The organism is Chryseobacterium sp. GW821-FHT04C04 (assembly GCF_059420365.1).
Map to the genome: position 1 here is coordinate 1 of NZ_JBWKTO010000004.1, position 18,497 is coordinate 18,497.

Here is an 18,497-nt window from a genome sequence, read left to right on the forward strand (position 1 = left end):
AGAGTCCGATAGAATATCGAACTCTTTATTATCAAAAGATTATTTAATTTTGTCTAAACTTTTGGGTGCACTCTAAAGCTGGGATTTTTTTTATTTTGATTTTTGTTGCGGAAAGTTGTGAGAATTTAAGCTGGTAAATAAGATTATTTTCTTTAAACTTGTTCCGAAGTTAGGAGACTTCGGAGAGCTAGGGGATTGCTTTCGAGTTAGCTGGTTTTTGACCGTTTAATATTTGGACAAGGGTTGGTTAGCTCCGTATTTATATCCATCAAATCCATGTAAATTAATACCACCATTGTAGCTCAATAAATTGGCAATACTTATAAAAAACAAGTTAGTAGACTTTGGAGAGTAGATGAATTAAATCCATATCTAAATCTAAATAACGAATTTTCCAGATAATTTTGCTTCACAATCTGGATCATTCATAATAAATTCATCAAATGTTTTTCTTAGAATTCCATTATTATATTTTAAATAATCTTTGAAGGTCTCAAGTATATCTTCTTTGAAAGTATCAAATGTTTCCCCTCGTTTTTTACATTTCCTGTGGTATTCATTAACAATTCTTTGTTTCCAATCGTAGTTATCTCCAGAAATTTTAGTTTTGTATCTATACTCAATGTCATAAATTTCCATCCAACGTTCCTTTCTAGTCGAGTTTATGGTAGGTGTACAATCAATTTGTAAATTCCACTTATTCAAATCATCTAAGTTTGTATCTGGAGATATAATGCTTAAAATTATTTCATGATTATCTATGTTTGAATATGGATAAAATACTTCTTCTCTAATGATTGGATTGACTTTGATATTGTATGGTATGTCTTTTTGTCCTTTATTTGGGGCTTTATTACAATTTCCACAAGTTGGAACTAAATTGTAAAAATTTATACTGCAAAACGGATATTTCCCTTTAGAGATGTAATGGTCATAATCGTTTTTAGCTTTATCATTAATTGGAAGCAAACTTTCCATGCCACAAAATGGACAGACAGATGTTTTATTTAGATTTCGGAATGTATTAAAATGAGTTATCAAATCACCACACTTATCCTTTAACAATTTATATGCAGTTTTAGAAGTTAGCATATTATATAAGACACCTTCAGAATCATACAGTTCTTTGACTTCTTTTCTTATGCTTTCATGAAGATCTTCATATTTGTATGGCATTATCACATTATTACATATACCTTCCACATTATTATTATTTGTATATGCATCTTTTACTTTATTTTTATCTTGTGGAGTGGGTAATGCTATATAAGCATTGAACAGAGCTTCTAATTTAACATCTATTTGAGTTTTATAATTATCTATAATATCTTGAAAATCTGGATGAATTAAATAACCATGGGAATAAACTGTTTGAGTATCATCAAACATTCTTGTGAAGAAAAAATCTAAATAATTATGTAGATTTTCTATAGGGTGTGGCGATATGGATTTATAGAAATAAAGCATTACTTTTCTCTTTTTTCAAGTTGTTCTTTTATATTTCTAAGTTTACTGAATAAATCGAATTTTTCCACTGAATCACCAAAGTCTCTGTTTAATCGCTCAACTACATTTTTTAAATCCTTCATCGTCTGGATGTTCTCTACCATATCAATTAATTCTTTTTTAGCCATTTCTGAAATTCCTTCTGATTTCTCGAAAATTTCATCTAAAATGATTGAAACAGAAGTACCATATACTTGAAATTTTGGATTTGTAAATTGAATCAAACCGTTAACTTTTTCAAATTTATATACATCTTCACTAAATGAATCTGAAATGACAAAAGGGGAATGGGTTGTGAGTATCAATTCTTGATTTCTAACGGTTGCTATGTTACCTTTACTATCATAAGACTTGGCTGCTGCAAGATTTAATGTTTTTATAAATTTAGCTCTCCACTGTGGATTGAAATGGGTGTCTGGTTCATCCATTAAAAACAAACATCCTTCATCTTGCATCATCATGACAGTTCCAACTACCTCGTTGAACTGATGTTCTCCATCTGATAATGATTTATAATAAATATCCTTTTCAGATTTTCCTTCCTCAAAAATTTTACTTATTACTATTTTTTCAATTCTAAAAACTAACCTTGAGGGGTCAGGTTTAGACATTTCATCTGAAATGTTTAATGTTTTATTTGCATTTAGAATTTGTCTTCTTGTAATTGAGTTAACTAAATATAAATTGAAAATTTCTAGCTCATAAAATACCTTGAACAGGGAAAAAGCATTTTTAAAATAAAACTTAAAAGTATCTTTTATAGCTTCATCAATTGAAAAATCTAATAATAAGAGATTATATTTTCCCACTTTTTTTTCTTTCCAAAGCGTAGCACAACATTTTAATTTTTCTAAATTTTCAGCAATGTTTTCACTTACTGGTAAAACTTTTTTAAATAAATCATCTGTGTTTAGTGTAATTCGAAATGAAACTAGGTTTTCAATTTGAAGTACTTTTTTTAGAATGCTAACTTTAGTGTCCTCTCCCAACAACATGTTTGCAATGAAGATTGAAAAGTTTGCATTATAATCTAAAAAGAATAATCTATGGTTTTCTGCTAACTCATCTCCTTTTTCTATTTTACCTTTGTTTTCAAAGGCTTTAAAATAATGGTATTTTAATTTATAATAAGGATTGCTTATCAACTCATTTTGGCCTGAAGTGTACGCTATAATTTTTTTCGGGAGTAGTAAATGAGTATTTTCATCAACTCTTTCAAATGTTATAGCTCCATCAATACTAACAGAAAATTCTGGTTTGTAATCTATAGGTTTAATGATTCTTATGTGTTTATCGTAACTAACAGAACCTTCAATTTCACCTATTATAACTGATGAGCTCTTGTAGGGTAGAAAATATTCTATTTCAAACCCAAAATTTTTACTGTTTTTTTCTTCTTCGCTAACTGTATCTAAATGATATATTTCTAAGAAGTAGAAAATTTCTGAAAACAACTCTAAAAAGTTCGATTTACCACTTCCATTTAATCCTGCAAAAACTTTTGTGGATAGCCTATCCTCTCTAAATGAAACATTGAATTCATAGAGTTTGTTCGCTGCAAGACTTCTGAAATTATCACCTAAAATTTTTACACTTTTTATCTTCATTCGACTACTTTAAAATAAACACCTGAGCGTAATTGATCGCCTTTGTCTTTTATAACTTCATAATCTTCGTTACGAAGATTCAATTGAATATTTTCATTTACTGCGTCATAAAAAAACTGCTCTAATTTTATGAATTGATTTTTACCTTTTAAAGCAGAGAAAACAAATGATTTTATATCATCTGCTTCATTTAATTTTGGATTTGTTTTTAATTCTTCAGATGAATGATAATTAGAAAAAATAACTCGTTCACTTTCTAAAAAATTCATTAATATTTCACTGTTAAAATAATATTCTGAATATTCTTCTTTTATCCAATTGGCTACCATTTCAAAATTAACTTCTTCCCATGTAAGTTTTGTTTTAAACTTTTCTTTGGCTTCTTGATTGAGTTGACTTGTTATTGACTTAATCCCGTCAAAAGATTTCATTGCCTGTAATAAAGATTCTGGAATTTGATACGGTTTTAAATTTTGAAATGGACTAGCTATTTTATTGATAGATTCAATTTGCTCAAATAAAGCTTTTGGTATCATATTATTCGCTAAAGCAATGCTTTTTTGAATATCAGCGGTTTGTTTGATAAACTGTTGCATTGATTTGGATAACTTGGTTTCTAAACTAATGTCTAAAATACTTTCTGCTTCAATTTTCTTTTCAATTTCTTTTATCTGAGCACTTACATCTAGTTTACTTAAGTCTAACTCACCTTTAAACGCTTTTTGACTAAGTGAACCAAATAAGTTTTCTAACTCTTTTAAACTCTCTTTATGATGCTCTTTTACTTTTTCTGCTTTTTCTACTATTGTCGCAAATTTGTTTTGGAGTTTGATTGGAGGAACAATTATTGGAATCGAATTACAAATACTTTTGTTCATATATGCAACTGTTGTTTTAGAAGCATTTGCATACATAAATCGCTCTTCAAAACCTAGAGCAAACATTAAAAAAATATTATTTAATTCTCGGTAACATTGAAATGAATGCAACTGTTGGTTTATTATACATTCAACTTTATTGATAGATATAATATTTAGTTGACCTACACAGGTCATTATTACACTATTTGAGGGTATAATTTTACCTCTAACATTAGTTATTTCTTCAAGAGTTAAACCAATATTTTCTTTTGATTTGTTAAAAAAGGATTTGTTGTTTAAATCTTCTGTTCTAATCCATGGAATATTTCCAGTAAATGATTTTGGTTTATTTCTTCCAGGAACAATGCAATCAGTATAATTGTCAACACTTGTCTTTATCCATTTTTTTTCGTTTTTAAAAGGATCACCAAACATATCTAAAAAAGTACTTTTTAAAAAGTCATCTAAAAAAATGATACTTTCTTTACGTTGATTTATTAAGGCTTCTGTTTTGTTTAGTACTTCTGCTATGCGTATCTGCTCAACTAAGTTTTCTGGTAAAGGAATTTTAATTGAAGCTAAATCCTTTTGATTAATGGCTGTAAAAGTTGAACCAACTCCCATTTTAGAAATTCTCTTTTCATTGACTTTTAAATATTGATAAACATAGTCTCTTGAGATGTTTTTTTTAACTCTAATTGCACTCAAGCCTCTACCAATACATGCATCAATATTGTTTATGTTTACAGAACCTACAGGTGCCCTAACTGATATTAAAATATCATCAGGAACAGTTAATTTTGTTGTTTTTGTAGTCCAATTTCTAACAATAGGATTTGTTAAACCAAAATCTGCTTTACCTTGAAAAAAAGGCACGCCTTCCCCCTTTTTGTTATATTCTGAAGAAGGTGGAGATTGTCCTGCAATAATTTGAGCAATATTTCCTAAACTTTCTAATTTCATTATAATACACCTTTTAATTCCGCAATAGAATCATTAATTTTTTCTTCTAATTTTGACAACTTTTCCAAAATTATTTTAGGTTTATCATATTTGATTTCTTCATAAACTTCCTCTTTGTATTTACTTAAACTTAAATCATACCCATTATCAATGATTTCTTGTTTAGGCACAAAAAAATGTTGCTGAGTAATGTCAGTTTCCTTTTTAGAGTTTCTTTTTTTGTACTTATCAATAATAACATGTAGATCTTCAAAATCTCTTTCACCATTAGGTAAAAATTTTTCAGCCCTTTTGTCATCTAAACTTAAGCCATCACCTTGCATTTCGTAAAACCAAACATCTTTTGTTTCACCACCTTTTGTAAATAATAAGATAGCTGTAGTTACACCTGCATAGGGCTTGAAAACACCACTTGGCATTGTAATAACTGCTTTTAGCTCACATTTATCTATTAACAACTTTCTTGCTGTAACAAACGCATTTCCTGCTCCAAATAGAACACCTTGTGGTACAACTACTCCAGCTGTACCACCCATGCGAAGCATTTTGTATATTCGTTCTAAGAATAACAATTCACTTTTGGTAGATGAAACGGTAAAGCTTGGGTTTAAATCTCCTTTGTCCATACTACCAGCAAATGGTGGATTTGCCATTACTACATCGTAAAAATTATCTTCATTGTAATTTTTACTTAAAGTATCTTTGTAATCAATTTTAGGTTGCGTTATCCCATGCATCATTAAGTTCATTAACCCTATTCGAATCATGGTTGGGTCAATATCAAAGCCATAAAATGTTTCTTCGTTTAGAATTTTTTTAGCTTGTTCATCAACCAACTTATCAGCAAGCGTTCCTCTTTCAAAGCCATTATCGTCTTTTTGTTTGTATTCTTTACTTGTAAATTCAGTAATAATATACTTATAAGCGGCCAAAAGAAAACCTGCTGTACCACTTGCCGGATCTGCAATTTTATATCCTAATTTTGGTTCAACTAATTCTGTAATTAATTCAATAATATGCGTAGGTGTTCTAAATTGTCCGTTTTTACCAGAACTACGCAATGAATCTAAAAGATATTCATAGAAATCTCCTTGTGCATCAATAAAGCGATTTTCTTTTTCTAGTTCTTTATAAATATCATCGATGGTTTTAACCGCTTCCGTTAACATTCTTCCGCTAGGAATCAAAAAAGCAGCATTTGCCATGTGTTTTGTGAAAAACGAATTAGCATCATCTAATTGTTTTATAAAAGGAAATACTCTGCTTTGTATGTGTAACAACATGTCATCACTAGGCATAGTTTTAAAAAAACTCCAACGCAATGTTTCCTTTTCTATTGCATTTTTTTCGTCTTTTTCGTCTACACCGGGGGGAAAATATTTTCCTGAAAAAATGGATTTAAAATTTTCGCCCTTGTAATCAGCATCACTCATTTTCCTTTTATCCATTTCGTCTAGTTGCTTGATAAAAAGTAGATATGTGATTTGTTCTATAGCATTAAGTGGGTTTGATATACCACCAGCCCAAAACTTATCCCATAATATAGCTACTTTACTCTTCAATTTTTGTGTCAACATGATATTCTAATTATTTAAAGCATTCAACTAATGGTAAAAAGCACATAAGTTGTTTTTTTATTTTTTATATAATAATCTGGATCTTTTATTATCCGGTATTTTCTTGATAATCGATTTTAATATCCTCATGAGATTTGGTCTGAACTTTATCTATCCTAAATTTTTTATTTCTGACATTTTAATTCCTAATTCATGCAAAATTTTAATGAGTAAGAATAAATATTAATTTTCAATTAATCTGCTAAGATAGCTATTACATAAAAATAATAAAATAAGTAGAATTGAATTTTAAATTCTTGATGTGATTTTTAACAAGGGTAATAACTAAAATAGCCCAGATAACAAAAACAAAAAAGGAACTAAACTAAACAGAATAAGTACTCTAGCAATGTTAGAATAGTTTTTACAGGGCAATCAGTAAATAAAAGAAAGAAATTGTCTTAAAAGGTAAAATAACATTCTAAGAATCTCCTAAATGTAAAAAGTTTTCAAACAGAAGCCATAGAGAGGGGACTTTTGAGAGAACCTCTTCACTTTTTTATATTTTGGAATAATTCTTCTAAGGTAACTTCTTTTTTACGACAAATTTTAGCTATGGTCTTTACAGACATATTGTAATCGGTTTTCGATGTGCCTAATGCTATATTTTTGATTCTTCTTACAGTGCTTTCTTCTATATCACATTTAGACGCAAATTCTCTCTGTGATTTTGCCTTTGAAATCCAGTTGGAGTATACATACTTGCAAATAGCAACAATTACGTCTTTTTCCTCTTCCATTAGGGCAAATTAAAAGAAAGAGAGAAAAAAAAATGCGGTTTTCTGTGCGCAATAACAAATTATTATTATATTTGTAGAATAGGTTACAATAAATGTAGCTTTGCGATACTTCAAAGAATAATAGAAGCTATTGCTTAGAATCTTGTACTAGAAAACTGGTAATTTTTAAACACACAAGACGATAAGCGGGAAGCTCACGACCTAGGCGTGGGCTCTCTTATCTGTGTGTTGGGTATACCAGTACCTCTAGTTCAGATATTGTAGAGTCCCATGCCGTTTTTATTTCATGCTGTTCTGCTTTTCTACAATCATCTTTTTCTAAGCTGCTTCACTACATAAAGTATCATGATAGGATACAATGGAGTGTACAATCCATTGCGGCTTCAGGGCTTTCACGGGAACACAGATTTATTTCTATTCATCATTTATCATACAGCTCAGCGTACATCAGTAGGCTGGTAGTCTCATGCATTCTAAAAATACAAACAATGAAAAAGATAAAAACAGATTTTAATACCCGGTTTCGGGCAGGCAAGAAGTGCTCCGGGTTGCAGCTGATGGAAACTTTCTTTCAGTTCAATGAGCTGGATGTTTCCAAAGAATTGCTCAGCAATTTGATGAATTATGCGGTAAAGAGGAATAGTTGGATCAATGAAGATCCGGCGGTGACCTTTGAGTTTTACCATTCGATGAGGTCGTTGATCCGGGCAGGCTATCTCATCATGCTTAAGGAAAGGCAATGGACTGTCGATACCCGGCCGGAAAAGATTTCCCCGTGGGTTCTTGGCCTCCTTTCGGAGAAAGAATACCGGAACCCTCTGCTGGTTTTCAAAAAAGCATTCAGGGAATACACCCTCAAAGAATTTGATTATTTTATGTCCGGAATCGTCTATTTCTCCATGGGTGTCTATGAAAATCTACCCGAAAGGAATATCGTGATGCCCTACATCCATACGGTTAAAATGCTGGATGCCGCACACCTTATACTTCAAAGAAGGAGAGAAAAGAAGATGGCTGACACCCATTCAGAATAAAGAAGGTTGAAAAGGTTGAGCGTTTTTGCTATAGATGATTAATATAATGATGATGTGTTTTTTCTGACGCAAAGTTTTCATTTTTGAAACTGTTGTTTGTAAGGGAGCAAAGGACAGAATCAACTTCGTTGATTCGTCGAAGCGGATATATAAGCATACCGCTTTATCAGCGACAAAGTCGCATCCCTTTGCCTACTTACAATAAAGCGGAATCATTAATGAGCTTTGCGTTTATTTTTTTAATCAAAAAATAATTTCAAACATAATCTATTGATTATTATATGTTTTATAATCAATCTGGTTGATTGAGATATGAAGTAGCATTAACATTTTTATAAAAAACCTGTTTACACTTTTACAGGTTTGCAATTCTTCAAACACAATGAAATTCATACAATCTTTTATTTGGAACACTCTAGATCACTTAAGAAAGTTTAAAATAATACAGCATAAAAGTCCACTGAAGAAGAAAATCAAAGATTATGTGAACTTCTCACCGGTTTATTTGTAACTCAATTCTCCTAAAGTGTTCATAAAACTTTTGTGACTTTTGACTACGTCGAAATAACATTCATCGACTAACAGGAGATAATCTTCGATTTGTGGTTATAGCTTATTCAGCGACAAAGTCGCCCATCTTTGCTCCCTTATAATAAAACATTCGAATCACTACTCCTTTGCGTTTAAAAATCCATCCAATTCTAATTGAATACATAATTTTTTTTAACGCAAAGTTTTATTCTTATTACGTTTTGTTTTAAGTGAGCTAAGAGTGAATCGATTTCCAATCGATTTTGACGAAGCTTACATTTCAAAAGAAAATCAAAGATTTTCATAAAACTTAGGGGTACTTGATATACGGAAAGCTTGAAACTTAAAAATAGCTAAAGTGTTAAAAATATTTTATAAAGTGTAATTGGACACATCCAGGTATATAATGCCATAATTTTTTCTATATTTAGAAGTGTATTAGTATCCATGTTTACGAATGTTAAAAAAAATGGCTTGTGTTTGTATTTTGCACTCTAAAGCATGCCTGAAAATATAATAAAAAAAGACAATGCCAATAAACCCACTACCTCCGGACGGAGGCATGTTATATAAAGAAACAGATATGGCCCAGTTTTTCCCTGAGCCATTCAATGCAATAACTGCTGTATTTTTTTTAGCCATAGCCATTTTTTGGACCCTTAAAATGAAGGGTAATTTTAAAGAATATCCTTTTTTAACGTACTGCCTGGTTTTATTATACATTGGTGCCATAGGAGGAACTGTTTATCATTCATTCAGACAGTGGCCGGTATTTATTATGATGGATTGGCTGCCTATTATGTTATTGTGTCTGTCGGCTGGATTTTATTTTGTAACTCGGAGCACCAGGTGGTACTATGCTGTTGCAATGGTTCTGGGATATCTGATATTGATGTTTGGTTTAAGAAATTGGATTTTGCTAGATAACCCTTCTCTCTTTATCAATGTAAACTATGCAATCATGGCCTCTTTGGTAGTTTTCTCGGTAATAAGATATTTGATCTATACCCACTGGAAAGCCGGCAAATGGGTAGGCTTTGCGGTATTGTCGTTTGTTTTTGCATTGACCTTCCGTATCATTGATAAACAGGACTGGTTGAGTTTCGGAACCCACTTTCTATGGCATACGTTTGGGGCGATAGCCACATTTTGCATGTTTAATTATATCTATCTTACGCGGAATACAATTAGAAAAACATAAGAACCTGTATACATTTTATTTGAAAAAAATGTATATAGGATTATCGAACCGTTTGTTCCTTTTAAATTCGTCGATCTTTGGGTTTTTGATTAAAAGAATTTTCCACAAACTTCATGGATGTTTGTGAATGTTTTTTCTCTCGCTGATTTTGTAGATGATGCTGATTTTATAAAGAGACTAAACCTTATAGGTTTTAAAACTTATGCCTATTAAAAACCTATAAGGTTTGATCCGATAATTTCCAAAAAATCCCTGCTATGCAAATTCTCCCAACTTTGGGCTGGTAAATAAGATCATTTTCTTTACACTTACTCCAAAACAGGAGCCATTGGAAAACAGGGAGAATAAAAGCTTCTATACAATCTGGATATTTAATTTTCTAAAATCATTGAGATTAGAATCATTAGAATCCAAATCTGTAATTAAAGTATCCACTTCACCCATACCACATACTTTAAAAGATTCTGTTTGGGATAATTTATTTCGGCTCGCGAGTGCAATTATTTTTTTAGAAGACTGTACCATCATTTTTTTTGTTTCTCCGTCATTCGTAGAAATTGCGGATACTCCATAAACAGGATCTACAGCACAAGTTCCCATAATAAAAAGATCTGCGATATACTTGGAGACTTCATAGCAAGTAGTCAACCCGGATGTAACAGCAAGGTTCCTCTCATAATTCCCTCCCAAAAGTATCAGTTCAACATTTTTAAATTTTTCAATGATGGAAGTAATAGAGTAATTATTCGTAATAATTTTGATGTTAATATCCAAAGGCATAGAATTCACTACAGCCAAAATAGTGGTACCTCCATCCATAAAAACGGTCATTCCGTTCTTAATGAACTGCTGTGTTTTTAAAGCAATAATATCTTTTTCTTGAGTAAGGAAAGATTGTCTGTCCTGAAAAGTTAATGGATCTTTTTCTCTGAGAATGGCTCCGCCTCTGGCTTTTGATAATAAGCCATTGCGGTGCAGGGCATCAATATCTCTTCGTATCGTATCTTCAGAAACATGCAGCTGAACTGCCAAATCCTCGAATTTGACTTTTTTCTTGTTTTTTAATTCATTAAGAATGACTTCAAAACGTTCTTCTTTTAGCATAAATTATTTTCTGAATTTATAGATGATGGCTACAATAACAAACAACAAAGCTATGCTTTCAAAAGCAACAGTCAAAGAAAAATGATGGGCAATAAATCCTAAAAGTGCAGGTCCTGCCAATTGACCGGCATATCCCATGGTCGAAATAACCGGAATGGTAACCGTTGGAGATAATCCCGCAATTCGTCCGCCTTCACTGAAAAAAACAGGAACAATATTAGCAGCACCAATACCCAATAAGATAAATCCAAGCAGTGACAATGAGATCCAAGGGCTAAATAGTAAAACTAAAATTCCGAAAGAAGCGATTATACTTCCTCCAATAACAACAATTTTACCGTTTAATTTGCTGACTAAAGAATCTCCTGTCAATCTCATTACAGCCATAGCCACTGAAAATGCGGCATAACCAATTCCTGAAAATTCTGATTCGACTCCTTTATGATCTCTTAAAAGTATAGCGCTCCAATCCAGCATTGCTCCTTCGGAAAGAAAAACAATAAAGCACATAAAACCTAAAACGAGTACTGTTCCGTTAAGCCATTGGAAACGTTGAGTTACTGTTTTAGTTTCATCAACGTGAGAGAACTTCTGAATAATTTCCTTTTCTGAGCTGTCATTCAATAAGTTATTATATTGAAAAGCCAATAATAGAAGCAATAGAGCAGATATGGTAATCGCTGCATATATGGGATTAAGTCCAATTTTCATTAAGAAGCCTAAACCAATAGAACCCAATAATCCTCCAACACTAAATAACCCGTGTAAAGAGGACATAATGGATTTACCATAAGCATTTTGAACCTGAACTCCCTGAGAGTTCATCGCCACATCGATGGTACCAATACCACAGCCAAATGCAAATATCGCAGCCCCCATTAAGTATATATCATGAATAATAAGTAAGAAAGGGAGTATTGATGCTACCATAAGAACAGCCGTAAGAATTATTTTTCTGCTTCCAAACTTACTGATAAAGAATCCGGATAATGGCATCATAAACAATGCACCACCGCCTAATAAAAGAAGTAAAAGTCCTAATTCAGCTTCATTTAGTGAAAGTCTGTCTTTTGCTAAAGGGACCATTGGAGCCCAGCTGGAAATAGCAAGACCACAAACGAGGAATATAAATTGTGTTGCCAGTTTTGCTTTTAATATTTTGTTTTCTAGCATATGTAAATATTATTTTGCAATATTAAGCAAATTTGCATAAATTTGCAAATGTGTATTTAAAAGATGAGATAAATTAATTATAGACTTAAGAAAAAATTTACATTATGAAAATTGAACATTTAGCGATTTGGGTAGATGATTTGGAAAAGATGCGGGCGTTCTATCTGAAGTATTTTAATACCACAAGTAATGAAAAGTACATGAATGAAAAGAAAGGCTTTTCTTCCTATTTTCTTTCATTCGGTGAAGGTAAAGCCCGCCTGGAAATTATGAATAGAATTGATATCAATGAAGAATGTGGGAAAAGGGGCTTCAGTAAAGGGATTGCTCATTTTGCAATTTCGGTAGGGGGAAAAGAAGCTGTCAATGAATTGACTGAAAGGTTAAGAAATGATCATTACACAATTGAAAGCGAACCACGAACAACGGGTGATGGCTATTACGAAAGTGTAGTTTTAGATCCGGAAGGAAATTACGTTGAAATATCAGCTTAATCTTACCATATTCTTCATCAATGATCCCAACGTTAAAATAATGTGAAATTTACGATCAATAAGACTCTGGTAGATTATTGTTTGTATTTTTATTAAATAAAGGTTATCGTAATAGTAGTATGAATGCAGTAAAAAATCCCAATATAAAAGCGGTCTTTTTTGATATTGACGGCACATTAATGAGTTTAAAAACCAAAACCATTCCGGAATCAACTCAGAAAGCAATCAAAAATCTCAGGGAACAAGGAATTAAGGTGATTGTAGCCACAGGCCGATCAATCAATGATCTGGGCCATATTAAACATATCGAATTTGATGGCTTTCTTACATTTAATGGCGGTTACTGTATGACGATTGATGGCCAGGTTATGTTTAGACAAGCTATTCATCCTGAAGATATCAAAAATTTGATTCATTATTCGGAAAACTCAACGGTGAGTTTTTCATTAATGTATGAGGATAAAGTAAGAATCAGTCACCAAAGCTCGCAGGTCATTGAATTATATACTCACGTGAATCTTCCGGTGCCGCCTTTGTATGATAAAGAAACTCTTGATATAGAAAATGTTCTGCAGGTCAATGTTTTTATTGATCCTGAGGATGAAAGATCTTTTATGCAGGAAGTGATGCCCAACTCACTTTCATCGAGATGGACACCATTGTTTGCAGACGTCAATCCCGGTGGAATAAGCAAGCAGAAAGGGGTGGAGTTTTTCTGTGACCATTTTAATATTGATATATCTGAAACGATGGCCTTCGGAGATGGAGGAAATGACATTTCTATGCTAAAGTTTGTGAAAATTGGGGTGGCAATGGGTAATGCGGGAGACAACGTTAAAGAAGTTGCTGATTTTGTCACTGAGGAAGTTGATCATCATGGGGTAGAGGCGGCTTTAATACATTTTGGGCTATTGCGTTAAATTGGATTGCACTAAAATGGTTTTGGAATTATATTGAGCAGAAAAAATGATAGAGATCCGTAAAGGAAGAAACTCTATCAATAAAAAATGGCGCCTACTGTATTGAGTGGGCGCCGTTTAGCTTTTTGTGATGTCGGTGAAAGTATCTTCAACACTTTTGTATGTGATTGGGTTCGGTTGAGGCCCATTAAACAAGAAGTATAAAGCTTAATTTTTATCAGGTGATTTTATTGTAGATGAAGCTTCTTACTACGTAATAGTAAGCAGTAAAAACAATTGAAGTTGAGGTTGTTGATCTTTAGTTTGCTTTGATTGTCTTTTATCTTCACACAAATATTTTCCGAAGAATATAACAGAATATTTGGAGTAGCGCATTGCTTTTTCTTTTTAAGGTTGAAAGAAAGATGATTTACTTATATTTGCTCTGCAAAGTAAAATTAAATGTTCAAAAAAGTAAGCACTGTATTTATCCTTGGATTTTATACGGTTTTTTGTTCGGCCCAGCAGGTCCGTCCTTCAAAATCATCTGAAATTTACCGTGAACTCAAAACACTTAAACAGCTGCCTAAAGTTTTATACCTTGCGGCTCATCCTGATGATGAAAATACAGGATTACTTTCCTGGCTCATCAATGACCAAAATGTGGAAACGGGTTATTTGTCTTTAACCAGAGGAGATGGTGGTCAGAATTTATTAGGAACAGAGCAGGGTGCTGCATTGGGTTTAATCAGAACGCATGAGCTTTTAGAGGCAAGAAAGTTAGACGGCGCCCAGCAGTTTTTTACCCGGGCAATTGATTTCGGGTTCTCTAAAAATACGACTGATACCTTTAAGCAATGGGATGCAGACAGCATTACAGCGGATGTAGTCTGGGTTATCCGTCAATTCCGTCCGGATGTTATCATTTGTCGTTTTCCTCCTACTGCGGCAGCAGGGCACGGACAACATGCGGCTTCGGCGGTGGTGGCGGAAAAAGCTTTTAAGCTGGCAGGTGATAAAACAGCTTTCCCGGATCAGCTGAAATATGTCAATGTATGGCAGCCAAAACGCGTATTATGGAATACCTTCCGCTTTGGCGGGGTCAATACAACCGCTGAAAATCAACTGAAAGTTACCGTTGGACAATATGATGCGCAACTGGGAATGGGCTATGGAGAATTGGCAGGATTAAGCAGAAGTTTACATAAAAGCCAGGGTGCGGGAACACAGTCTGTGGCTGGCATCAGAACTGAATATTTTGCCCACGTTGCTGGTGAACCTGCAAAAACAACACTTTTTGATGGAGTCGTTACAACCTGGACCGCAAAAGGAAACACTGATATTGACCAATCATTAGATAAAATTATTTCCAATTTCAATTTCAATAATCCTGATCTCAGTTTACCTGCCTTGCTTGCTTTGCGAAAAAAGGTTGTGGCGCTAAAGGATGGAGACCTAAAAAAGGATAAAATTAAATCTCTTGACAATATCATTTTAAGCTGTGCCGGATTTATGGGCGAGGTAGTGACCAATCAGGCTGAAGCTGTTGCCGGGGATCATTACAATTTCAGATTAAATCTGATTTCAAGAGCTGCAAATCCTGTGGTTTTAGAAAATGTACAATGGTTAAGCCAGTCAGAAAGCTTCAATAGAAAACTATCAAAAGATTCTTTAATTACCATTCAGCATGACATTCAGATTCCTGCAGATGCTACACTTACAGAACCTTACTGGTTGGTAAAATCTCCCACAAATTCGGCAACGTTCTCTGTTCCGAATGATACTTTAATCGGTTTGCCTGAGGCAGAATCACCACTGAATGTCTTACTTGGTTTAAAAATAGGTTCGGAAAATTTTAAGGTTAAACTTCCTGTATCTTTCAAGAAATTAGATCCGGTACGTGGTGATGTGGTCGAAGCCCTGCGCATTGTTCCTGCATTGGAACTGAAATTTACGCAACCCCTTTATTGGGTCAAAGAAAATGAAGATTTACATTTGAGTTTAAATGTTAAGGCTAATTCTAACAAAAAGTACAATAACGGTGTTCTAAACCTAATGTATAACGGAGAACGATTAGGCAGTACCAATATAAGTTCGCTCAATGGAAAAGATACGACCATCGATTACGTTATTCCAAAAGCTAAGCTTGCTGCAATACATTCATCCCGCTTGCAACTGGATGCCAATTTTGTGGCAGATGGAGTCACTTATCATAAAAAACAAGTATTAATTCAGTACCCACATTTATCCTCCTTACAATATTTCTCGCCTGCAACGGTACCCGTAATGAAAGGTGATATTCAGGCGAAGGTTAAAAAAGTGGGGTATATAGAAGGAGCGGGCGATTTCATTCCTGAGTTCCTACGCATGGCAGGTATTCAGGTAGATGTTTTGAAAGACGAAGATTTTTATGGCAAATTAGATGAAACTGCCGGAAATGCCAGTCAAAACAAGCTATCGCAGTATGATGCCATCGTACTGGGTGTTCGTGCTAATAATACAGAGAAAAAGCTGGGCCGCTGGATGCCTTTTTTATGGTCTTATGTAAAATCCGGAGGTAATCTGGTGATGCAGTATAACACCAATCAGGATACCACCGTAGACCAATTGGGGATGTACAATTTCAGCATTGCCAATAAGCGGGTTACCGAAGAAAATGCTGCGGTGAAATTTTTAAATCCCAATCATAAATTACTGAACTTTCCGAACAAAATTACGGCGAATGATTTTAAGGGCTGGGTACAGGAGCGTGGCGCCTATTTCCCTGTTCAATGGGATGCCGCATATGAACCGCTTTTTGAAATGCACGATACAGGTGAAGAGCCTCTGCAGGGATCAACTTTATACGCCCAATACGGGAAGGGTAATTTTATTTATACACCGCTGGCATTTTTCAGACAGCTGCCTGCAGGAAATGTGGGGGCAGCGCGTTTATTTTTTAACTTTTTATCTGCACAGAAAAACTGATGAACAATAAACTTAAAAATTGGAATACCTGGTACATACTATTAGCAGCCGCATTAGTATTGCAGATCGCATTTTATTATTGGTTTACTAAATTCTGGGCATGAGTAATATAGATTGGACAGTTCTCATTTTTACACTTGTTGCAGTGGTGGTTTACGGCGTATTGATCGGCCGTGGGCAAAAAAGCAACGAATCCTACCTGAAAGCGGATAATAAAATGCCCTGGTACATTGTGCTGATAGGTATTATGGCCACACAGGCAAGTGCTATTACATTTTTGTCAGCACCGGGTCAGGCTTATACAGACGGCATGCGTTTCGTTCAGTATTACTTTGGTCTGCCTTTGGCGATGATTGTGATCTGTATCACTTTCATCCCGATTTTTCAGCGCTTAAATGTGTACACCGCCTATGAATATCTTGAAAACCGTTTTGATAAGAAAACAAGGGTACTCACTTCACTGCTTTTTCTTTTTTCCAGAGGTTTATCAACAGGAATCAGCATTTACGCTCCAAGCATCATCTTGTCAAGTGTTTTAAACTGGAATATTTATCTAACCAATGTTTTAACAGGCGGTATTCTGTTGATTTACACCTATGTTGGTGGAGCAAAAGCGATCGCTCATACCCAAAAATTACAGTTTCTCATTATTCTGGGAACCATGGCTTTTGCAGGTTATTTGCTTATTCAGAATATGCCGAATGGAATTGGTTTTAACGATGCATTGTACCTGGCAGGGAAATCCGGAAAGCTCAATGTAATCACTACAGAATTCGATTGGAAAGATAAATACAATATTTGGAGTGGATTAATTGGTGGTTTTTTTCTGGCACTTTCTTACTTCGGTACGGACCAGAGTCAGGTCGGGAGATATATTACTGCGAAGGACAATACCAATGCAAAAATGGGCTTGCTGCTAAACGGATTGGTGAAAATTCCGATGCAATTTGCTATCCTCCTGATTGGTGCTTTGCTTTTCGCTTTCTTTTCTCTAAAACCGGCTCCGATTTACTTTAACGAACGCTCTTATCAACATTTAAAGGAAACACAACCTGAACAGGCCGCGGTTTTTGAAAAAGAACACCAGAATTTACAAATAAAATTTAATGCAGAATCGAAAGAAATTCTAAAACTGAAAGAAACTCATTCTCCCCGGCTTAACAAAACAATTCAGGATTTTAAAAACACACAAACCCAGGTAAAAGCACTTCACGGCAGGGTAGAGGAAGCGATCAATAGTTCAAACTATAATGCTGAGAAAACGGATACCAATTATATTTTCCTGTATTTCGTAAAAAATACCCTGCCTGTAGGAATGATCGGGTTACTGTTTGCCGTCATTTTTCTGGCCAGCTGGGGTTCCATTTCTGCAGCGCTGAATTCCCTTGCCGCCTGCTCATTAAAAGATGTTCATTTGATATTTAAAAAAGAAATTCCTGATGATGCCACCGAATTGAAGTACAGCCGCCTGCACACTTTAGCCTGGGGAATCTTCTCAATCGGCGTTGCCATGTTTGCCACTCAAATGGGCTCCCTTATTGAAGCGGTTAACGTATTGGGTTCTCTTTTCTACGGCCCGATATTGGGGATTTTTCTTGTTGCATTTTACTATAAAAAAATCGACGGCGCGAATGTATTTATTGCTGCAATTTTATCAGAAATTACGGTTATTGCCGTTTATAAGTTTGATATTATTTCTTTCCTTTGGCTTAACGTAATCGGGGCAGCGGCAGTCATTATATTTTCGACAATCGGGTTATTGTTTTATAAGGAGAAAGCAGTAAATTCGTAAACGAATAAAG

13 protein-coding genes are annotated in these 18,497 nt (G+C 34.0%); 6 read left to right on the forward strand and 7 right to left on the reverse strand.

Annotated elements, in window-relative coordinates; translation table 11 throughout:
* Nucleotides 1–378: 378 nt before the first annotated feature.
* The 5 genes from AC07UM_RS13395 to AC07UM_RS13415 all read right to left on the reverse strand — a co-directional run bounded on the left by AC07UM_RS13395 (nucleotide 379) and on the right by AC07UM_RS13415 (nucleotide 7,292).
* Nucleotides 379–1,467, reverse strand: a complete 1,089-nt coding sequence (locus tag AC07UM_RS13395) for a hypothetical protein (protein WP_494683630.1) — start codon at nucleotides 1,465–1,467, stop codon at nucleotides 379–381.
* A complete protein-coding gene (locus tag AC07UM_RS13400; protein WP_494683631.1) occupies nucleotides 1,467–3,113 on the reverse strand; it encodes a restriction system-associated AAA family ATPase in 1,647 nt (548 codons plus the stop codon). The genes AC07UM_RS13395 and AC07UM_RS13400 overlap by 1 nt, the downstream gene beginning before the upstream one ends.
* A complete protein-coding gene (locus AC07UM_RS13405; RefSeq protein ID WP_494683632.1) occupies nucleotides 3,110–4,936 on the reverse strand; it encodes a restriction endonuclease subunit S in 1,827 nt (608 codons plus the stop codon). The genes AC07UM_RS13400 and AC07UM_RS13405 overlap by 4 nt, the downstream gene beginning before the upstream one ends.
* Complete coding sequence (locus AC07UM_RS13410) at nucleotides 4,936–6,513, reverse strand: class I SAM-dependent DNA methyltransferase (RefSeq protein ID WP_494683633.1); 1,578 nt, start codon at nucleotides 6,511–6,513, stop codon at nucleotides 4,936–4,938. The genes AC07UM_RS13405 and AC07UM_RS13410 overlap by 1 nt, the downstream gene beginning before the upstream one ends.
* A 530-nt stretch (nucleotides 6,514–7,043) precedes the next feature.
* Nucleotides 7,044–7,292: a transcriptional regulator gene (locus AC07UM_RS13415; protein ID WP_494683634.1), complete on the reverse strand. Its 249-nt coding sequence runs from the start codon at nucleotides 7,290–7,292 to the stop codon at nucleotides 7,044–7,046.
* 488 nt (nucleotides 7,293–7,780) lie between these two features.
* On the opposite strand from AC07UM_RS13415, the gene AC07UM_RS13420 reads away from it, so the two are divergent.
* Both AC07UM_RS13420 and AC07UM_RS13425 read left to right on the forward strand, forming a co-directional pair.
* Nucleotides 7,781–8,326: a hypothetical protein gene (locus AC07UM_RS13420; RefSeq protein WP_494683635.1), complete on the forward strand. Its 546-nt coding sequence runs from the start codon at nucleotides 7,781–7,783 to the stop codon at nucleotides 8,324–8,326.
* A gap of 1,060 nt (nucleotides 8,327–9,386) precedes the next feature.
* Nucleotides 9,387–10,058: a hypothetical protein gene (locus AC07UM_RS13425; protein WP_494683636.1), complete on the forward strand. Its 672-nt coding sequence runs from the start codon at nucleotides 9,387–9,389 to the stop codon at nucleotides 10,056–10,058.
* A gap of 354 nt (nucleotides 10,059–10,412) precedes the next feature.
* On the opposite strand, the gene AC07UM_RS13430 is transcribed toward AC07UM_RS13425, so the two are convergent.
* Both AC07UM_RS13430 and AC07UM_RS13435 read right to left on the reverse strand, forming a co-directional pair.
* Nucleotides 10,413–11,162, reverse strand: a complete 750-nt coding sequence (locus AC07UM_RS13430; RefSeq protein ID WP_494683637.1) for a DeoR/GlpR family DNA-binding transcription regulator — start codon at nucleotides 11,160–11,162, stop codon at nucleotides 10,413–10,415.
* 3 nt (nucleotides 11,163–11,165) lie between these two features.
* Nucleotides 11,166–12,335 (reverse strand): MFS transporter, encoded by a 1,170-nt coding sequence (locus AC07UM_RS13435; protein ID WP_494683638.1) that lies wholly within the window; start codon nucleotides 12,333–12,335, stop codon nucleotides 11,166–11,168.
* Between the two features lie 104 nt (nucleotides 12,336–12,439).
* On the opposite strand from AC07UM_RS13435, the gene AC07UM_RS13440 reads away from it, so the two are divergent.
* The 4 genes from AC07UM_RS13440 (at nucleotide 12,440) to AC07UM_RS13455 (ending at nucleotide 18,487) form a co-directional block, all read left to right on the forward strand.
* Nucleotides 12,440–12,829: a VOC family protein gene (locus AC07UM_RS13440; protein ID WP_209805086.1), complete on the forward strand. Its 390-nt coding sequence runs from the start codon at nucleotides 12,440–12,442 to the stop codon at nucleotides 12,827–12,829.
* A 119-nt stretch (nucleotides 12,830–12,948) separates the two neighbouring features.
* Nucleotides 12,949–13,749 carry a Cof-type HAD-IIB family hydrolase gene (locus AC07UM_RS13445; protein ID WP_494683639.1) on the forward strand — a complete coding sequence of 267 codons (801 nt, stop codon included), beginning with the start codon at nucleotides 12,949–12,951 and terminating at the stop codon, nucleotides 13,747–13,749.
* 441 nt (nucleotides 13,750–14,190) lie between these two features.
* Nucleotides 14,191–16,695 carry a PIG-L family deacetylase gene (locus tag AC07UM_RS13450; RefSeq protein WP_494683640.1) on the forward strand — a complete coding sequence of 835 codons (2,505 nt, stop codon included), beginning with the start codon at nucleotides 14,191–14,193 and terminating at the stop codon, nucleotides 16,693–16,695.
* 100 nt (nucleotides 16,696–16,795) lie between these two features.
* Nucleotides 16,796–18,487, forward strand: coding sequence for a sodium:solute symporter family protein (locus AC07UM_RS13455; protein ID WP_494683641.1), 1,692 nt, complete (start codon nucleotides 16,796–16,798; stop codon nucleotides 18,485–18,487).
* The last annotated feature ends 10 nt before the right edge of the window (nucleotides 18,488–18,497 follow it).